At 77.1% G+C, this 17,082-nt stretch carries 14 protein-coding genes; 6 read left to right on the forward strand and 8 right to left on the reverse strand.

Translation table 11 applies throughout. The annotated features are described in order from the left end of the window. Positions 1–164 precede the first annotated feature (164 nt). On the reverse strand, positions 165–3,059 hold the full coding sequence (locus ABT014_RS15945; RefSeq protein ID WP_350639346.1) for an AAA family ATPase: 2,895 nt from the start codon (positions 3,057–3,059) through the stop codon (positions 165–167). A gap of 322 nt (positions 3,060–3,381) precedes the next feature. Between ABT014_RS15945 and ABT014_RS15950 the strand changes: the two genes are divergently transcribed. Further along, positions 3,382–6,189, forward strand: coding sequence for an AfsR/SARP family transcriptional regulator (locus ABT014_RS15950; RefSeq protein ID WP_350639347.1), 2,808 nt, complete (start codon positions 3,382–3,384; stop codon positions 6,187–6,189). Between the two features lie 4 nt (positions 6,190–6,193). Here the strand turns inward: ABT014_RS15950 and ABT014_RS15955 are convergent, their stop codons facing one another. Beyond that, a complete protein-coding gene (locus ABT014_RS15955; protein WP_502894981.1) occupies positions 6,194–7,852 on the reverse strand; it encodes a PucR family transcriptional regulator in 1,659 nt (552 codons plus the stop codon). A 35-nt stretch (positions 7,853–7,887) separates the two neighbouring features. Between ABT014_RS15955 and ABT014_RS15960 the strand changes: the two genes are divergently transcribed. Continuing rightward, positions 7,888–9,060, forward strand: coding sequence for an 8-amino-7-oxononanoate synthase (locus ABT014_RS15960; RefSeq protein WP_350639349.1), 1,173 nt, complete (start codon positions 7,888–7,890; stop codon positions 9,058–9,060). A 72-nt stretch (positions 9,061–9,132) separates the two neighbouring features. On the opposite strand, the gene ABT014_RS15965 is transcribed toward ABT014_RS15960, so the two are convergent. The 3 genes from ABT014_RS15965 to ABT014_RS15975 form a co-directional block, all read right to left on the reverse strand. Next, positions 9,133–9,597 (reverse strand): ester cyclase, encoded by a 465-nt coding sequence (locus ABT014_RS15965; RefSeq protein ID WP_350639350.1) that lies wholly within the window; start codon positions 9,595–9,597, stop codon positions 9,133–9,135. 171 nt (positions 9,598–9,768) lie between these two features. Then, on the reverse strand, positions 9,769–10,122 hold the full coding sequence (locus ABT014_RS15970; protein ID WP_350639351.1) for a VOC family protein: 354 nt from the start codon (positions 10,120–10,122) through the stop codon (positions 9,769–9,771). 25 nt (positions 10,123–10,147) lie between these two features. Beyond that, on the reverse strand, positions 10,148–10,543 hold the full coding sequence (locus ABT014_RS15975; RefSeq protein WP_350639352.1) for an HGxxPAAW family protein: 396 nt from the start codon (positions 10,541–10,543) through the stop codon (positions 10,148–10,150). 90 nt (positions 10,544–10,633) lie between these two features. On the opposite strand from ABT014_RS15975, the gene ABT014_RS15980 reads away from it, so the two are divergent. After that, positions 10,634–11,107, forward strand: a complete 474-nt coding sequence (locus ABT014_RS15980; RefSeq protein WP_350639353.1) for a MarR family transcriptional regulator — start codon at positions 10,634–10,636, stop codon at positions 11,105–11,107. Positions 11,108–11,190: 83 nt separating this feature from the next. Then, positions 11,191–11,358, forward strand: a complete 168-nt coding sequence (locus ABT014_RS15985; RefSeq protein ID WP_350639354.1) for a hypothetical protein — start codon at positions 11,191–11,193, stop codon at positions 11,356–11,358. A gap of 53 nt (positions 11,359–11,411) precedes the next feature. On the opposite strand, the gene ABT014_RS15990 is transcribed toward ABT014_RS15985, so the two are convergent. Further along, a complete protein-coding gene (locus ABT014_RS15990; protein ID WP_350639355.1) occupies positions 11,412–12,515 on the reverse strand; it encodes a winged helix DNA-binding domain-containing protein in 1,104 nt (367 codons plus the stop codon). 107 nt (positions 12,516–12,622) lie between these two features. Between ABT014_RS15990 and ABT014_RS15995 the strand changes: the two genes are divergently transcribed. Continuing rightward, positions 12,623–13,636: a helix-turn-helix transcriptional regulator gene (locus ABT014_RS15995; protein ID WP_350639356.1), complete on the forward strand. Its 1,014-nt coding sequence runs from the start codon at positions 12,623–12,625 to the stop codon at positions 13,634–13,636. A gap of 55 nt (positions 13,637–13,691) precedes the next feature. Here the strand turns inward: ABT014_RS15995 and ABT014_RS16000 are convergent, their stop codons facing one another. Together ABT014_RS16000 and ligD are read right to left on the reverse strand one after the other, a co-directional pair. Further along, a complete protein-coding gene (locus tag ABT014_RS16000) occupies positions 13,692–14,582 on the reverse strand; it encodes an aminoglycoside phosphotransferase family protein (protein WP_350639357.1) in 891 nt (296 codons plus the stop codon). 73 nt (positions 14,583–14,655) lie between these two features. Beyond that, positions 14,656–15,657, reverse strand: coding sequence for a non-homologous end-joining DNA ligase (ligD, locus tag ABT014_RS16005; protein ID WP_350639358.1), 1,002 nt, complete (start codon positions 15,655–15,657; stop codon positions 14,656–14,658). 236 nt (positions 15,658–15,893) lie between these two features. Here ligD and ABT014_RS16010 point away from each other — a divergent pair, with 236 nt between their 5' ends. Further along, positions 15,894–17,081 (forward strand): sensor histidine kinase, encoded by a 1,188-nt coding sequence (locus ABT014_RS16010; RefSeq protein WP_350639359.1) that lies wholly within the window; start codon positions 15,894–15,896, stop codon positions 17,079–17,081. Position 17,082: the final 1 nt, after the last annotated feature.

A 17,082-nucleotide genomic window follows, 5' to 3' on the forward strand; every position in this document is an offset into this window, starting at 1 on the left:
GCCGCGAGATCGGCGACACCACCACCCTCGCCGACACCACCGTCATGAACCTCATCCAGGCCCAACTCCCCACCACCGACAGCAAGAGCTGACCCACCACCACCACCACCACCCGGCCGGCCCCCGCACCACCCCACGCGAGGGCCGGCCGCGTGCTGCCGCCGTCACCCGGCTCCGGCCCCGCCCCCGTCCTCGTCCCCGGCCCCGCCCTCGGCGCCGAGCGCCGCGGCCAGCTCCGGGCGGCCGCCGATCCCCAACTTCCCGTACGTGTTGGTCAGGTGGACCTCGACGGTGCGCAGCCCGACGAACAGCTGCTGGGCGATCTCCCGGTTGGTCAGGCCCTGGGCGGCCAGCGCGGACACCCGCCGCTCGGTCGGGGTCAGTGCGGCCACGCCGCTGAAGGTCCGGGTGCGCGGCCGGTCGCCGATGGCCCGCAGCTCCGCCAGCGCCCGGTCGGCCACCGCCGTGGCACCGAGCCCGTGCGCCAGGTCGGCGGCCTGCTGGAGGTGTTCCCTCGCCTCGTCGAACCGGCCGGCCCGGCGCGCGTGGGTGCCGAGGTCGGCCAGTGCCTGGGCGTGGCCGAGCGCGGCCGTGGTGCCGGCCAGCAGCTCGACCGCCTGGCGCAGCATGGCCAGCCCCTCCGGGCCGCCGGTGACCGCGCCCGCCACGCGCAGCGCGCCGCCGACGCACTCCGGTACGCCCAGGTCCCGGGCCAGGTCCAGTTCCTCGGCGGCGAGCGTACGGGCCGCCTCGTGCCGGCCCAGCGCCGCCTGGGTCAGCGCCGCCTCGGCCCGCCAGGCCAGGAAGCCGGGGCCCGGCATCGAGCGGGCGGTCATCCGGCGCCCGCAGGCCAGGAAGTCCGCCAGCGCGTCCTGCGGGCGGCCGGACGCGACCAGCAGCCGGCCGCGGACCAGCAGCACGTAGTCGTTGCCCCAGTGGCCGTCCAGGTCACCGTCCAGCCCGGCGTCCCCGAGCTGCGCCGCGGCCTGTGCCGGCAGGCCCTGCTTGACCAGCGAGTCGATCAGGACGGCCTGCGGTGCGACGCAGTAGCTGTTGCGTGGGCCGACCCCGATCTCCGCCAGCGCCCGCAGCGCGGCCTCGGCGTCGGCCCTGGCCTGCGGCACCCGCCCGAGCCGGCTGTGGACCCCGGCCCGGGCGACCCGGGCCCGCGCCCTGGCCAGGGCGGAGCCGCGGGCCAGGGAGGCCGCCACGGCCGCCTCGGCGTGGGCGAGCGCCAGCCCGGCCTGCCCGACGGCGCCGAGCGCGAGGACGGCGGCGAGGTACACCCCCGACCGGTCCTCGACCGGGTGCGGCCCCTCGTCGAGCGCCTGCCGGGCCAGCGCGACCACCCGGGCGGGATCCTCCCCGGCCATCGCGGCCCGCAGGCTGAGCAGGGCGGCCATCGGACGTTCGGCGGCGCCGCCCGCGGCGTCCGCGAGGTCCATGTCCAGCAGCCGGGGCAGCGCGGCGGCGGCCGACCCGGCCCGGCTCAGGGCGGCGAAGGCGTGCTCGGCCTCCAGGTGCAGCGCGCCGGCGGCGTCCTGCGCGCGGACGGCCTCGCTGGTGCTGCTGAGCACCTCCAGGCCGTCGGGGTAGCGGTCGAGCGCGAACAGCGCGCCGGCCAGGGTCCGGGCGGCGCTGGTCCGCTCCTCGGGACGGCGGGAGAGCGCCAGGCCGCGCCGGAGGTGGTCCACGGCGGCCGGCACGCTGGTGGCCAGCTCCGCCTCGCCCCGGGTGATCAGCAGGGTGGCCCGGTCGTCCTCGCCGAGCGGCTCGCGCAGGGCGCGCCGGCTGTAGGCGGCGGCCAGGTCGGGCCGGCCGTCCCGGACGGCGGCGACCGCGGCCCGGCGCAGCACCTCGGCGGTGTCCGGCTCGCCCACCGGGGCGCGCAGCAGGTGCCCGGCGATCCGGTCGAGCGGGGCCTGGCGGGCCGCCAGCAGCCGGGCCGCCCGCAGGTGCAGGTCCTGCCGGGCGCTGGGCACCACCCCGTCGGCGACCGCGGTGGCGAGGGTGGCGCAGACGAACCGCAGGCCGTCCCCGCAGCGCACCATCAGCCCGGCCCGGACCAGCGCGTCGCCGGCGTCGGCGGTGCGGCCCTCGGTCAGCCCGGTGGCCCCGGCGAGCAGTTCGACGGCCGGTGACCCGCCGAGCACGGCCACGGCCTGGGCCACCGCCGCGGCGTCCGGGCCGGTGTTGGCGAGCAGCGTGTAGACGGCGCGGCCGACGTCCGGCGGTACGTGCCGGAGCAGGTCGGCGGCGGTCCGGGCGTCCGGGGCCAGGCCGGCCGAGCGCAGCGAGCGCAGCAACGCGTACAGCAGGAACGGGTTGCCGCCGGTGGCGCGGTGGCACTCGGCGGTGAACGCCGGGTCGGCGGGCGAGCCGAACAGCTCCCGGACGACGGCCGCGGTGTCCTCCGGGCCGAGGCCGCTCAGCGTCAACTGGTGCCGGAACAGCGGCAGGACGGCGCCCAGCTCCTCGTTGTCCGCGGCGGCGCGGCCCGGCCCGAGAGTGGCGATCACCACCACGGGCAGGCTGCCGGCCCGGCGCAGCAGGTAGCGCAGCCAGCGCAGCGAGGGGGCGTCGGCCCACTGGAGGTCGTCGACGACGATCACCAGGCGGCCGGCCGAGGCGAGGTGGACGGCCAGCCAGTACAGGCCGTTCAGGGTGGTCGGGTCGGCGTCGGGGTGGGGACCGGGATCGGCGCCGTCGGCGCCGGGCGCGCCGGCCGGGAGCCAGGGGGCCAGCACCCGCGCCGCGGCGGCCGCGGGCCCGCCGAGCAGGCCGTCCGCCCGGTCCGCGCCGCCCGGGCCGGCCGCCGCGTCGACGGCCAGCCGCTCGAACAGCTGCTTGACCACGCCGAAGGGGTACCCGGCCTCCAGCGCGTCCCCGGAGGCGACCACCACGGTGTCGCCGTCCCGGCGGGCCCGCTCGACGGCGGCCCGCAGGAAGCCGCTCTTGCCGCTGCCGGAGTCGCCGTGCACCAGGACCGCGGTCCCGGTGACCGGCCCGCCGAGCAGCGCGACCAGCCGCTCCAGTTCGCACTCCCGCTCGATCAGCACGTACGCCTCCGATCGGGGCGCCGCACGCCCTGGGCCCACCGGTGGGCGGAACGGGCGATCGAACGCCTGTAGCATCCCCTGGTCGGTTCGGCGGGGTTCGCGGCGTTTGCGCAGGTGGGCAGCGTACGGCGGCACCCGGCCGGGGCGGCGGGGCGGCGAGGCGTCACAACGGTGTCAGCAGGCAAGGTCGTTCGGTGGGCAGGGGATCGGGACACCCGATGGTGCCGGTCCGGTGTCACGCGCCGGTAATTTTCCGGTAGGTCGGAGCACGGCGGGCTCCTCGCAGGTCCGGGCCGGTCCGGACAGCAGGACAGGAGTGGATGTGGACGGACTGCGCATCGCGGTGCTGGGCCCCGTACGGGCCTGGCGCGCCGACCGCGAGCTGGACACCGGCACCGCCCAGCAGCGCGCGGTGCTGGCGGCCCTCGCCCTGCGCGGCGGGCAGGTGGCCTCCGTCCCCGAGCTGGTCGAGGGCCTGTGGGGCTGGGAGCCGCCGGCCAGCGCGGTGGTGGCCCTGCGCAACCACGTCTCCCGGCTGCGGGCGGCGCTGGAGACCGATCCGCGGTCCCCGGCCGTCCTGCTCTCGGTGGCCGGCGGCTACGCGCTGCGGCTCGACGACGGCGCGCTGGACGCGACCCGGGCCGACCGGCTGGCCGCCGAGGCCGGCCGGGCCCGCGCCGACGGCGATCCGGAACGGGCCGTCCGGCTGCTCGCCGAGGCCGCCGCCTGCTGGGACGGCGTCCCGCTCACCGGCGTGCCCGGCGAGTACGCCCGGCGCCAGCGCGACCGGTTGGCCGAACGGCGGCTCGCCCTGCTGGAGACCCGGCTGGAGCTGGAACTCGACCTCGGCCGGCACCTCGGGGCCGTCCCCGAACTCACCGTCCTGGCCGACGAGCACCCGCTGCGCGAGCGGCTGCGCGCGCTCCAGATGACCGCGCTCCACCGCGCCGGCCGGCAGGCCGCCGCACTGGCCGGGTACGAGCGCACCCGCCGCCTGCTGGCCGAGGAGCTGGGCGTCGACCCGGGGCCCGAACTCACCGACCTGCACGGCCGGATGCTGCGCGCCGACCCGGCGCTGGCCGCCCCGCAGCCCGCCCTCGCGGCCATTCCGGCCGCTGCTCCGGCGCTTCCGGTGCCGGCCCAACTCCCCTTCGACGTACCGGACTTCACCGGTCGCTCGGAGGCGGCGGCCGAGCTGGTCCGGCTGCTGGAGCGCCCGGGTGCCACCGTCAGCGCGGTGCACGGCATGGGCGGGGTCGGCAAGACCGCGCTCGCCCTGCACGCCGCGCACCGCACCCTCGACCATTTCCCCGACGGCCAGCTCCACGCCGACCTGCGCGGGGCCGGCGCCGACCCGGCCGACCCGTACGGCATCCAGGAACAGTTCCTGCGCGCGCTCGGCGTGCCGACCGAGAACATCCCGCTGGCCCCGGCGGAGCGGACCTCGCTCTACCGCTCCCGGCTGGCCGGGCGCCGGCTGCTGGTGGTGCTGGACAACGCCGCCGACACCGAGCAGGTCGAGCCGCTGCTGCCCGGCGCCTCGCGGTGCGCGGTGCTGGTCACCGGCCGCACCCCGCTGGTCTGCCTGCCGGTGACCGGCCGGATCGCGCTGGAACCCTTCAGCGAACCCGAGGCGCTGGCCCTGCTGGAGCGGATCGCCGGCCCCGAGCGCCTGCGCCGCGAACCCGAGGCCGCGCTCGGCCTGGTGCGCGCCTGCGGCCTGCTGCCGCTCGCGGTCCGGATCGCCGCCGCCCGGCTGGCCGCCCGCCCGCGCTGGACGGTCGGCGCGCTGGCCGACCGGCTCACCGACCGGGCCCGCCGGCTGGTCGAGCTGGAGGCCGGCAGCCTGGCCGTCGACGCGGCCTTCGAACTCTCGTACACCGCCCTGGAACCGGAGCTGGCCCGCGCCTTCCGCCTGCTCGCCATCCCCGAGCCGGCCACCCTCTCCCCGCCGACCGCCGCCGCCGTCCTCGGCTGCGACGAACGGGCGGCCGAGGACACCCTCGAGGCACTGGCCGACGTCGGCCTGCTGGAGTCCACCGACCCCGGCCGCTACCGGTACCACGACCTGCTGCGGCTGTACGCCCGCCACCGCACCCTGGACACCGACCCGCCGGCCGAGCGGGCCGCCGTGCTGAGCCGGCTCGCCCTGCACCACCAGGCCGGGGTGTGCACCGCACTGCGGCTGGAGCGGCCCTACAGCCGGCTCCCCGACGCACTCGATCCGCGGATCCCCGGCGGCCCGCGCTTCGCCGACCAGGCCGAGGCCCAGCGCTGGGTGGTCTCCGAACTCCCGGCGATGATCCGGGTGGCCACCCAGATCCTGCTGCACCCCACCAGGGAGGTCGCCGCCGCCGACGTCAAGGTCCTCGCGGCGACGCTGGCGGGCCTGCTGCCCTGCACCGACCTCCGGCTGCCCTGGGCCGCCCTGCTGCCCGCCGTCACCGAACTGGTCCGCGCCGCCGAGCTCGGCGGCGACCCCGGGGTGGCGGCCGACGCCTGCACCGTCCTCGCCGTGGCGTACGCGTACACCGGCCGACACCCGCGCGCCCGCGACCTGGCCCTGCGGGCGCAGCGCCACCAGCTCGCCCGGCCCGCGAACACCGTCTTCCCGCAACGCGCCCTGTACACCCTGGGCACCGTCGCGGCCCTCGACCCGGACGGCCGGGACGAGGCGGTGCGCCACTTCGAGGCGGCCCGCGCAGCCTCGCTCCAGGTCGGCGAACCCGGGATGGCCGCGCAGGCCGCGCTCGGCCTCGCCCAGGCCCGGCTCGCCCAGGGCGACCACGCCCGCGCCCTGGAGCACAGCCGTGACTCGCTCGCCCTGTGGCGGGAGGCCGACTGCGCGCTCGGCACCGCGCTCGCCCTGCGCGGCGCCGGGCTCGCACTCAACGGGCTCGGCCGGCACGACGAGGCCGCCGACCGCTACACCGAGGCCCTCGCGGTCTGCGCCGAGCACGGCCTGCACACCCAGCGCGCGCACACCCTGCTCGCCGCCGCCGTCGCCCAGCTGGACGCCGGCCGCCCGGCCGGCGCCCGCGAACTCGGCACCCGGGCCGAGGCGTTGCTCGACGACCTCGGGGACCCGGCGGGGCTGCGCCGGGCGCGGGAGCTGCTGGCCCGGCTCTGAGCGCTCACGGGGCGCGCTGGGCGTCGTGCGCCAGCAGCGCCACGTACAGCGAGGTCAGCTGCTCCAGGTCGGCGAGGTCGATGCCGAGCAGCGCCTCGATGCACTGCAGCCGCCGGTACAGCGCCGGCCGGCTGATGTGCTGCTCCTGCGCCGTCAGCGACTTGTTGCGGCCGGTGCTCAGGTAGCCGCGCAGCAGCTCCAGCAGGTCCGGCCGGTCCAGCAGCGGCCCGAGCTCGCGTTCGATGAACGACTGCAGCTCCGGGTCGTCGCGCAGCAGCCGCACCAGCCCGCGCAGCCGGACGTCCCGCAGCCGCGCGACCGGCCCGGCCGGCGGCCCCGCCAGCGCCGCGTCCGCGACGTGCACCGCCTCCACGAACGAGCGGTGCAGCTCGTCCAGCACCGCGCAGCCGAAGCCCGCCCCGGCCACCGCGACCGCCCCGCGCGCCGCCAGCCGCTCCTGCACCCGCACCACCAGCCGCCGCACCTCGCCCTCGTGGTCGCGCTCCGGCGGCAGGCTCAGCAGTACGGCGACGGCCTCCGGCCGGATCCGGGCCGCCAGCCCCGCCGCACCGTCCGGCCCCTCCTCGGCGAGGCTCCGCTCCACCAGCTCGCGCAGCTCCGGCAGCTCCCCGCGGGCCCGGAACACCACCGGGACGAAGACCCGGCGCCCGGTCGGCAGCCCCGCCGCCCGGAGCCGGGGGAGCAGCTCCTGCGGCCGGGCGGTCCCCGCCGCCAGCTCGGTGAGCAGCGCCTCGGTGGCCTGCTCCTCCCAGCCCAGGCCGCCCTCGCCGAGCAACCGGTGCAGTGCCAGCGCCTCCGCGGCCCGCGCCCCGACCACCCGCGCGGTCTCCGCGCTCCCCGGGTGACCGAACAGCACCAGGTGCCCCCACTGCCGGCCCCTGGCCTCCAGCCGGGCCACCACCCAGCCGTCCGGGCCGAGCGTCACCGGCCCGTTGCCCACCAGCGCGGCCACCTGCCGGGAGACCAGCTCCCAGTCCCGCAGCAGCCCGCCCAGCGCGGCCGGCCCGCCGGCCGAGGCCAGCACCCGGTGCGCCAGGTTGACCACCACCGCCGGACCGCCGCCGTACGCGGCGACCTCCTCCAGCAGCCGCTGCAACGGCACGCCCGCGAGGTTGAGCGCCGCCAGTGCGGCGCCCATCCGGTCCGAGAGGTCCAGCGCGGCGTACCGGCCGTGCAGCAGCCGCGCGTGCACCTCCTCGGTCAGCCGGGCGAACGGCGCCGGGCGGTGCAGCACGATCAGCGGCACCCCGCAGCGCTCCGCCGCCCGCCGCATCGGCTCCGGCGTGGTCCGGAACGCCCGGCCCAGACCGAGCACCACCGCCGCCGCCTCGGCCCGCTGCATCGCCTCCACGTACTCCACCTGCCGGCGCTCGTCGCCCGCCAGCAGCACCCCTGTGGTCAGCACCATCTCCCCGCCGGAGAGCATCACGCCGACGTCGGTCGCCTCCGCCACGTGCAGCCAGCGCACCGGGCGGTCCAGCCGGCCGCGGCCGGCCGCCACCTCGGGCCCGGACGCGGCCACCGGCTCCAGGCCCAGCACGTCCCGCACGGTCAGGCGGCCGTCGTCCACCTGCGCCTCCCCTCGGGGTGATCGTCGGAGTCTATGCCGCCGCCCGGGCCCGCGGTGTGCCCCGGCGCACATTGCCCGCCCCGGGCCGGGGATGACAGAGTGCGACCATGGTCCACCCCACCGTGCCGCCGACCGCGCTCGCGCCCGCCGCCGTCTTCGACTGGCTCGACGAGGCCGCCGAGCTGCGCGCCCGCGCCGGACTCACCCGCACCCTGCGCAGCCGTCCGGCCGAGGACCCGGTGCTCGATCTGGCGAGCAACGACTACCTGGGCCTGGTGCACCACCCGGCCGTCACCGGCGCCGCCGCCGAGGCCGCCCTGCGCTGGGGCGCCGGGGCGACCGGCTCCCGGCTGGTCACCGGCACCACCGCCCTGCACACCGAACTCGAGGACGAACTCGCCGAGTTCTGCGGCTTCGAGGCCGCGCTGGTGTTCTCCTCCGGGTACGCGGCCAACCTCGCCGCGCTCACCGCGCTCACCGACCCGGACACCCTGATCGTCTCCGACGCCTACAACCACGCCTCGCTGATCGACGGCTGCCGGCTGTCCCGCAGCGAGGTCGCCCGCGCCCCGCACGCCGACCCGCAGGCCGTCGGCGCGGCGCTCGCCGCCCGCCACCACCCCCGGGCCCTGGTGGTCAGCGACTCGGTCTTCTCGGTCGACGGCAACGCCGCCCCGCTGACCGGCCTCGCCGCCGCCGCCCGCGCGCACGGCGCCGCCCTGCTGGTGGACGACGCGCACGGCCTCGGCGTGCTCGGCCCGGGCGGCCGCGGCGCGCTCGCCGGGGCGGGCCTCGCGGGGCAGCCGGACACCGTCGCCACCGTGACGCTCTCCAAGTCGCTCGGCTCGCAGGGCGGGGCGGTGCTCGGCCCCCGACGGGTCGTCAGGCACCTCACCGAGACCGCCCGCACCTTCATCTTCGACACCGGACTCGCCCCCGCCGCCGCCGGCGCCGCCCTCGCGGCGCTGCGCCTGCTGCGGGCCGAGCCGCACCGTGCCGACCGGGCCCGCGAGGTGGCCCGCCTGCTGGCGGCCGGCCTCACCGCCGCCGGGCTGCACGCGAGCACCCCGGACGCCGCCGTGGTCTCGGTCCGCGCACCCGGCCCGGAGGCCGCCGTCCGCTGGGCCGCCGACTGCCGGACGGCGGGCCTCGCCGTCGGCTGCTTCCGCCCGCCGTCGGTGCCGGACGGCGTCTCCCGGCTCCGGCTGACGGCCCGCGGCGACCTGACGGACGCCCAGATCGACCGGGCCGTGGCGGTGATCGCCGCCACGGCGCCCTGACGGCCGTCGCTGTCACGGCGCCCTGACGGCCCGTCGCTGCCGCGGCGCCTGAGGGCCCGTCGCTGCCGCGGGCTACCGCACCCCGAGCCGGGTGACCATGGCGAGGGTGTCCGAGTTGAGCCAGTACTCGGCGAACCGGCCGCCCTGGCTGCGGAGGGTGTCCGTGCCGGTGAAGCCGACCACGGTGCCGGGCTCGGCCGTGGCGCCCGGGAAGCCGCCCACGTAGGTGCCGGTGGCCGTCCAGCGCACGGCGGCGTAACGGCCGTCGACCAGCGGCGGGACCTCGACGGTGAAGCGGAGGTCGGGGAAGGCCGTCCGGATGCCGGCGATCCAGCCCACCAGGCCCACCGCGCCCTCGACCTCACTGCCGTCACCGCCGTCGAGCATGGCGGCGTGCACCTGGAAGTCGGGGGTGACGACCTCGCCGGCCCGGTCCAGGTCGCCGTTCCAGAGCCCGACCCAGGCGTCCAGCCGCGCCCGGACGGCGTCGGGGTGCTCGGGAGCGGAGGGCTGCGGGGCGTTCGCGGTGTCGGTCATGGCTGATCCTCTGCGGGGAGCCGGCCCCGGCCGCGGATGGCCGGGGTCGCGTTGCCCGCAGTCTCGTCCGGGGGACTGTCCACTCTCCAGGGCGGACGGCACCGGGGACCGTCCGCCGCTGTCCACCCCTGTCCACCCACCCCTGTCCACCACCGGCGGGCCGGCGGCCGGTCAGCTGGGCTGCCAGAGCTCGATCCGGTTGCCGTCGGGGTCGGTGACCCAGCCGAAGCGGCCGACCCCGTCCATCTCCTGGGTCTCCTCGGCCACGTCCGCGCCCTTGGCGCGCAGCTGCGCCAGCATCGCGTCCAGGTCGCGGACCCGGAAGTTGAGCATCGTCTGCTGGGTGCGGGAGCCGAAGTAGTCCGTCCCGGACTCGAAGGTCGCGAACACCGTCGGGCCGGCCTCCTGGCGCCACAGCCCGTGCTCGTCGGCATCCAGGCCCAGACAGTCGCGGTACCACGCACCCAGCGCCGCCGGGTCGGTCGCCCGCAGGAAGTAACCGCCGATTCCCACCACACGTTCCATGCGGCCCATCCTGCCAGGCCGTGCGTCAGTTCTGCTCGGCGGCGGCCTTCGCCCGAGCGGGTGCGGGTGCGGTGGGTGCGGGCGCCGGAGACGGTGCTGCTGCCGGGGCGCCGGCGGGCCGCCGTCCGCGACCGGCGAGGCGGCAGCCCAGGCAGCCGGTGTGCCCCGCCATGGTGTCCCGCACCCGCCAGTCCCACTGCGCCTCCGGGCGCGGGCCGCTCGGCTTGCCCCACCCCGCCAGGTGCAGCGCCCAGGTGACGAAGGCGCTCAGGGCCACCAGCGCACCGCCGGCCCAGAGGCCCGCCGGCTGCCCGGCGCACATCGCCAGCCCGGCCACCGTGAACCCGACCAGCGCGATCGCGCTGCCGGTCCAGCCGGCGACGGTGTGTCCCATGTCGTGGTGGCCGTGCAGGGCGCTCATCGCTTCCTCCGGGGTATCAGGGCAGACGGATAGGCTGGAGAGACCGTTTATCTCACGAGCTAAGTATCTTAGAGGCTAAGGGGAATTCTGATGGAGGGCAAGCCCCGCCCTGCGGCGACGGCTGCACAGGCGCACGCGGCGATGGACCGGATGATCGCGCTGAGCCACATCGGGCAGCAGGACATGGCCCAGCGCCTGGGTCTGAACATCACCGACCTGACCTGCCTCGGCCACATCATCGGCGCCGCCGACCAGCCGATCACCGCCGGCGACCTCGCCACCCTCGCCGGCCTGACCACCGGCGCCGTCACCGGCGTGATCAACCGCCTGGAGCGCGCCGGCTTCGCCCACCGCCGCCCCGACCCGGCCGACCGCCGCCGGGTCCGGATCGTCCCCGACGCCTCCGCCAACGTCCGGGTGTACGAGCTCTACGAACCCTTCTACCTGAGCCTCGGCGAGCAGTTCGCCGACTACTCACCGGACGAGATCGCCGTCCTGAACGACTGGTTCGCCCGCACCACGGACCTGATGCGCACCCACCTCGACCGCATCCGCACCACCTGAACCCGGCCGGTAGCGGCCCGGGTCGAGGAATTCCGTCCACGGCGATCGGCACCCTGTGACGCCGACGAACGGGCGCCACCGCCATGCCGGGCAGCCGCGCCGATTCGGCTTTCCTGCTGGCCGAGCAGGTCGACGGCCGGTGGCTCCCCTGCTGGGCCGTCAACCTCGTCGCGCCCGGCGAGAGCGCCCCGTCCGGGGCCGTCAGCTTCGTCGACGCGGTCTCGGGAGTCCAGGTCGCCCGCCAGGGCTGAACCAGCACCTCCGTCGTGCCCGTCCGGACGCGGTGGGGTCGACGGCCGGCGGGTCAGTACGCGGACGCGGTGATCCGGATGCCGTCGCTCTCGCCGTCGGACAGGAAGGACGCCAGCGCCTGCCCCTGGTCGGTGACGGCGCTGCGGTCGGCCGCGGAGAGGTGCCGCAGCGGGTTGACGGTCACGGTGCCCGCCTCGACCGTCCAGGTCGCCGCGGCGCGGCCGTCGACCAGGACGAAGCGGGCGCCGGTCACCGACAGGCCGCGGTGGGCGTCGTCGATGATCCGGGTGCGGTCGTGGTAGCCGAGGACCGCGTTGTCGAACGCCGGCAGGAACCGCACCGGCGCAGGCGTGTCGGGGTCGGGTCGGGGCGCGTCGGGCAGGTCGAGCAGTTCCCGGCCGCGCTCGTCGCGGAAGGTCACCAGCTCCGCGCGGATCGCGCCGACCGCCGCCGGCAGCCCGGCCAGCCCGCACCAGGCGCGCAGGTCGGCAGAGGCGGCCGGGCCGAACGCTGCCAGGTAGCGCCGCAGCAGCGCCTGGCCCACCGGGTCGGAACGGTCCGCGGACGGCGGGTCGACCTCGCGACCCAGCCAGGACGAGAGCGGGACGTTGCGCACCCCCGCCTTCGTCCGCCAGAGCCCGCGCGGCGGCAGCTGGCAGACCGGGACGAGGGCGGCGATCACCATCTCACCGAGCGGCCGCGGCCCCGGCCCCGGCCACCGTTCGGCGAGCGCCCGGGCGACCTCGGTCATCGAACGGGGCTCACCGTCGGCCAGCAACGCCCGCCCGGCCGCCGCGAGTTCGTCGAGATCGACCCCGTCCAGCTCGCGGCGGTAGGTGCCGAGGACGCGCTGGCGCAGCATGGTGTCGTGGCGGGCCCGCCAGGCCAGGGCGTCCGTCGCCGTGAGCAGGTGGACGGTGCGGCGCATGAGATGGGTCCGCACCACCTGCCGCCCGGTCAGCAACTCCGAGAAGGTCACCGGGTCGAAGGCGCGCAGCCGCGACCAGAGCCCGACGAACGGCTCCTGCGGCTCCTGCGCCTGGAGGCCGCCGAGGTGCGCGACGGCGTCGAGGGCCGGTAGGTCGGCGCGGTCGAGCAGCAACTGCCGGGCCAGCGTGGCGCGGTTGAGGGACCGGGTGTCGAGAACGGTGCGCATCGTCGGTGCTCGGTCCTTGCTGTCGGGTCGCCGGTCCCTCCGGTTGCTCCCACGATCGCAGGCGAAGCGGCCAGGACGTGACCGCTTCCCCGGGCAGGATGGGTGCCATGCAGAAGACCTCGGCACGCCTGCTCGCGTTGCTCTCGTTGCTCCAGGCGCGCCGCGACTGGCCGGGTGCGCTGCTGGCCGAGCGCCTCGACATCAGCCCGCGCACCGTACGCCGGGACGTCGAGCGCCTGCGCGAGCTCGGCTATCCCGTGACGGCCTTCAAGGGGCCGGACGGCGGGTACCGGCTCGACGCGGGCGCGGAACTGCCCCCGCTGCTGTTCGACGACGACCAGGCCGTCGCCCTCGCCGTCGCCCTCCAGGCCGCCACCACCAGCGGTGCGGGCATCGAGGAGGCCGCCGCACGCGCGCTGCACACCGTCCGGCAGGTCATGCCCGCACGGCTTCGCCACCGCATCGACAGCGTCCGGGTCACCGCCGTCCGGCCGCCCACGGCCCGGCCGGAGCCGCAGGTCGCCGGCGGTGTGCTGGCGGTCCTCGGCGCCGCCGTGCACGCCCGCGAGGTGCTGCGCTTCGACTACGCCTCCGCGGCCGCGGCGGGCACCGCCCGCGAGGAGCGCGCCGGCGTCCCGCCGCGCCGGGTGGAGCCCCATCACCTCGTCACCTGGGGTGGACGCTGGTACCTCGTCGCGTGGGACCTCGACCGCGCGGACTGGCGCACCTTCCGCGCCGACCGGATCACCCCGCGCACCCCCACCGGGCCCCGCTTCACCGCGCGCGAGCTCCCCGGGGGCGCGGTGGACGCCTTCGTGGCCGGCAGGTTCCGGGGCTCGGACGGCTCCGGCGACTGGCCCTGCCGCGGCGAGGTGATCCTCGACCTGGCCGCCGCGGTGGTCTCCCGCCACGCCCACGACGCGGTCGTCGAGGAGATCGGCCCGAACCGCTGCCGGGTCGTCCTGGGCTCGTGGTCCTGGCCCGGCCTGGCCGCGGCCGTCGGGCGGTTCGACGCCGACATCGAGGTGATCGGCCCACCCGAACTCAGGGCCGCCTTCGCCCACCTGGCCCGCCGCTACGCCGCCGCCGCGGACGGGCCGACCGCGCCGCCTACCGCCTGACGGTTACCTGCCCGCGAGGACCTGCACGGGCACGTTCCTTTCGGGCGGTGGCCGGTCAGCCGGTGGGCAGGGTGAGGTGGCGGGCGAGGGGGTCGTCGCGGCCGGGGGTGAGCAGGACGGGGGCGAGGGCGCGGCACCAGGCGAGCAGGCGGTCGGGGCGGGCGTCGGGGACCACGGCGGTGAGCTCCTCGATCCGGGCGGTGAGCCCGGCGGGGTCGGTGACGCCGTCGACGGCCCAGTCCACCAGGTCGAAGTCCTGGTCGCCGAGGCAGGGGCGCGGGTCGATGGCGACCAGCCGGCCGCCCGGGCCGATCAGCACGTTGCCCGGGTGGAGGTCGCCGTGGACCAGGGCGGCCGGGCCGTCCCCGGCCAGCTCCGCGGCGGCCCGGACGCACCGCTCCGGCACCGCCACGTCCCGCCGCCGCGCCAGGTCGAACAGCAGGGCCGTCCGCTCGGCGAGCCGCGGCAGTCCGGCGGGGGGTTCGACGGGCGTGCGCAGGCCGGCCAGCAGGGCGCCGACCTCGGCCGGCCGCGGGCCGGCCCCGTGCAGGAGCGTGCCGGGCTCGACCTCGGCCAGCAGCAGCGCCCCGGCGTCCGGATCGTCGGCGAGCAGCGTGACCACCGACGGCAGAGCGGCCCAGCACCGCAGGGCCGCCGCCTCCTGGCGGGCGATCAGCGGGTCGGGGGTCAGCTTGAGGCGGACGGTCGCGCCGTCGGCCGCCCGGACGCAGCGGTACACCCGGGCCGTCCCGCCGCCGCCGGCGTCCAGCACCCGCAGGCCCCAGCGCCGCGACAGCTCGGTGACCAGCCCGGGCAGCTCCCGGTGCCAGCCGAGCACGCCCGGCCCGAACCGGCGGACCAGCCGGGCGGCCGCGGCGGCCTCAGCGGCCTCGGCCTCGCCCTCGGTCCCGGTCCCGGCCTCGAGGTCGGTCCGGGCCCCGGTCATCCGTCCGCACCGGCGCTGCGCGCGGCGCCCTGGTCCCTGATCAGCACGGGCCCATGCTACGGCCGGACAGGGCCTACGCCTCGGGCTTGCGGGCCCGGCTCGGCTGGACCCGGGCCGGCTCGCCCGGCATCTTGGGGTGGTCCGGCGGGTACGGCAGGTCACCCTGGTCCTGCGCGTGGTAGAGCTCCAGCACCTGGTCGAGGGCGAAGGCGTGGTCCTCGATGTCCGCGTGCACGTCGCCGAGTTCGGCGAAGCGCTCGGGGACGGTGCGCAGGTCGAAGTCGGTGGGGGCGACCGCCTCCAGTTCCTCCCAGCGCAGCGGGGTGGAGGCGGTGGCCTCCGGGCGGGGCCGCAGCGAGTAGGGCGAGGCGATGGTGCGGTCCCGGGCCATCTGGTTGTAGTCGACGAAGATCCGCTCGCCGCGCTCCTCCTTCCACCACTTGGTGGTGACCTTGCCCGGCATCCGTCGTTCCAGCTCCCGGCCGAGGGCGATCACGGCGTGCCGGCAGTCGGTGAAGGTCCACCGGGGCTGGAGCGGGACGTACACGTGCAGGCCGCGGCCGCCGGAGGTCTTCGGCCAGCCGCGCAGCCCGTACTCCTCCAGCAGGGGGCGCAGTTCCTGGGCGGCGGCGACGGCGTCGTGGAAGTCGGTGCCGGGCTGCGGGTCGAGGTCGATGCGCAGCTCGTCCGGGTGTTCGGTGTCGTCGCGGCGGACCGGCCAGGGGTGGAAGGTCAGGCAGCCGAGGTTGGCGGCCCACAGGACGGCGGCCGGCTCGTTCGGGCAGATCTCGTCGGCGGTGCGGCCGCTGGGGAAGGCGATCCGGGCGGTCGGCAGCCAGTCGGGGAGGCCCTTGGGGGCGCGCTTCTGGTAGAAGAACTCGCCCTCGACGCCGTCCGGGAACCGTTGCAGTGTGGTCGGCCGGTCGCGCAGGCCGCGCAGGACCCCGGGTGCGACCGCGAGGTAGTAGTTCGCGATGTCCAGCTTGGTGTAGCCCCGCTCCGGGAAGTACACCTTGTCCGGGTTCGACAGCCGCACCGCCCGGCCGTCCACGTCCAGTTCCACAGCTCCAGCCATGGGGCCACGCTAGGGCGTACCGGACATGTCGCCCCGCATTGGCGCGCTCCCGCGGTGCCGCGCGCCGAGCTGCCGAGACCTCGACCCGGTGGTGTGTACATCGTCAACTCCCGTGTGAATGCCGGAAGTTGTTCTTCCATGGTGGTCTCCGCGTGAAGGTTCTGTGCCATGCTGGTCGCCCGATCAAGCTGTGAGCGCTGGGGGGCGGGTTGCGCGGCAGATGGACGGCGTCGTGGGTGCTGCCCTCGCGCGCCGGTGACACCGGTACCGTCGCGGACGGCACCGAGGACCGGATCAAGCGGATGATGCGCCTGATCCGGCTCGGCACCTCGGCCTTCATGCTGCTGCCGCTGCTCGCCTGGGGGCGGCTGGAGCACCCGTGGATCGCGGTGGCGGCGGCCGCCGCGGCGATCGGCGAGGCGCTCTGGTTCGACCGCCGGGCCGCCCTGGCGGCGGGCCCGCTGGACCGCGGCACCGTGCTGCTGGACGCCGGGTTCTGCGTGCTGCTGATGGCGGTCGGCTCGCGGGCCGCCGCACCCGACCTGCGCAACGTGATCATGACGGAGCTGGTGCCGTTCAGCCTCGGCTCCGCCGCGGTGGTCGGCATCTCGCGGGTCGGCCGCCCGCTCGGCCTCGTCGCCGTCGGCGCGATGATGGCCGCCTGGACGGCCGCGGTCTACCCGGACGTGCAGCTCAAGCTCGCCTCCGACCTGCTCGGCTTCGCGCTCTGGTACGTGCTCGGCCGCCGGATCGCGATCACCTGGCGCGACCTGGCCGAGGCCACCCGCCGGGCGCAGGCCGAGAGCGAGGAGCGCCGGCGCACCATCGCCGAGCAGCACCGCCAGCAGCGCGAGGCCCGGCACCGGGACGAACTGCACAGCGCCATCCACGACATCATGCTGCCGGTCGTCAACCACGTGGCCTCCGGTCGCCCGATCGGGGAGGCCGAGGTGCGCTGGGCGCGCTGGACGGTGGCCCGCGCCCGCCGCTGGCTGGAGGACCCCAGGGAGGCCGACGCGCACGGGCTGGAGGCGGCGCTGCGCGGCGTGGTCGAGCAGTTCACCCTGCGCGGGCTGATCGTCACCGAGACCCTGATCGCGTTCACCGAGCCGCCGCCCGAGGTGGTCAACGCGCTGGAGGGCTCGGTCGCCGAGGCGCTCAACAACGTGGTCGCGCACGCCGGGGCGCAGGGCCAGACGGTGGTGCTGTTCGCCGAATCCGGGCCGCAGGGCGTGGTGGTCAGCGTCCAGGACCGGGGCCGCGGCTTCGACCACGCCGGGATCACCCCCGGCGGCGGGCTCGGCCGCAGCCTGCGCCGGATCGAGCACCACGGCGGCCGGGTGACCGTCGACTCCCGGCCCGGCCGGGGCACCAAAGTCCTGTGGGAGTGGGACCGCCCGGCGGGCGGCGGAGCGGAGGAGTGAC

It is taken from the genome of Kitasatospora sp. NPDC094015 (genome assembly GCF_040304075.1).
Taxonomy (GTDB): domain Bacteria; phylum Actinomycetota; class Actinomycetes; order Streptomycetales; family Streptomycetaceae; genus Kitasatospora.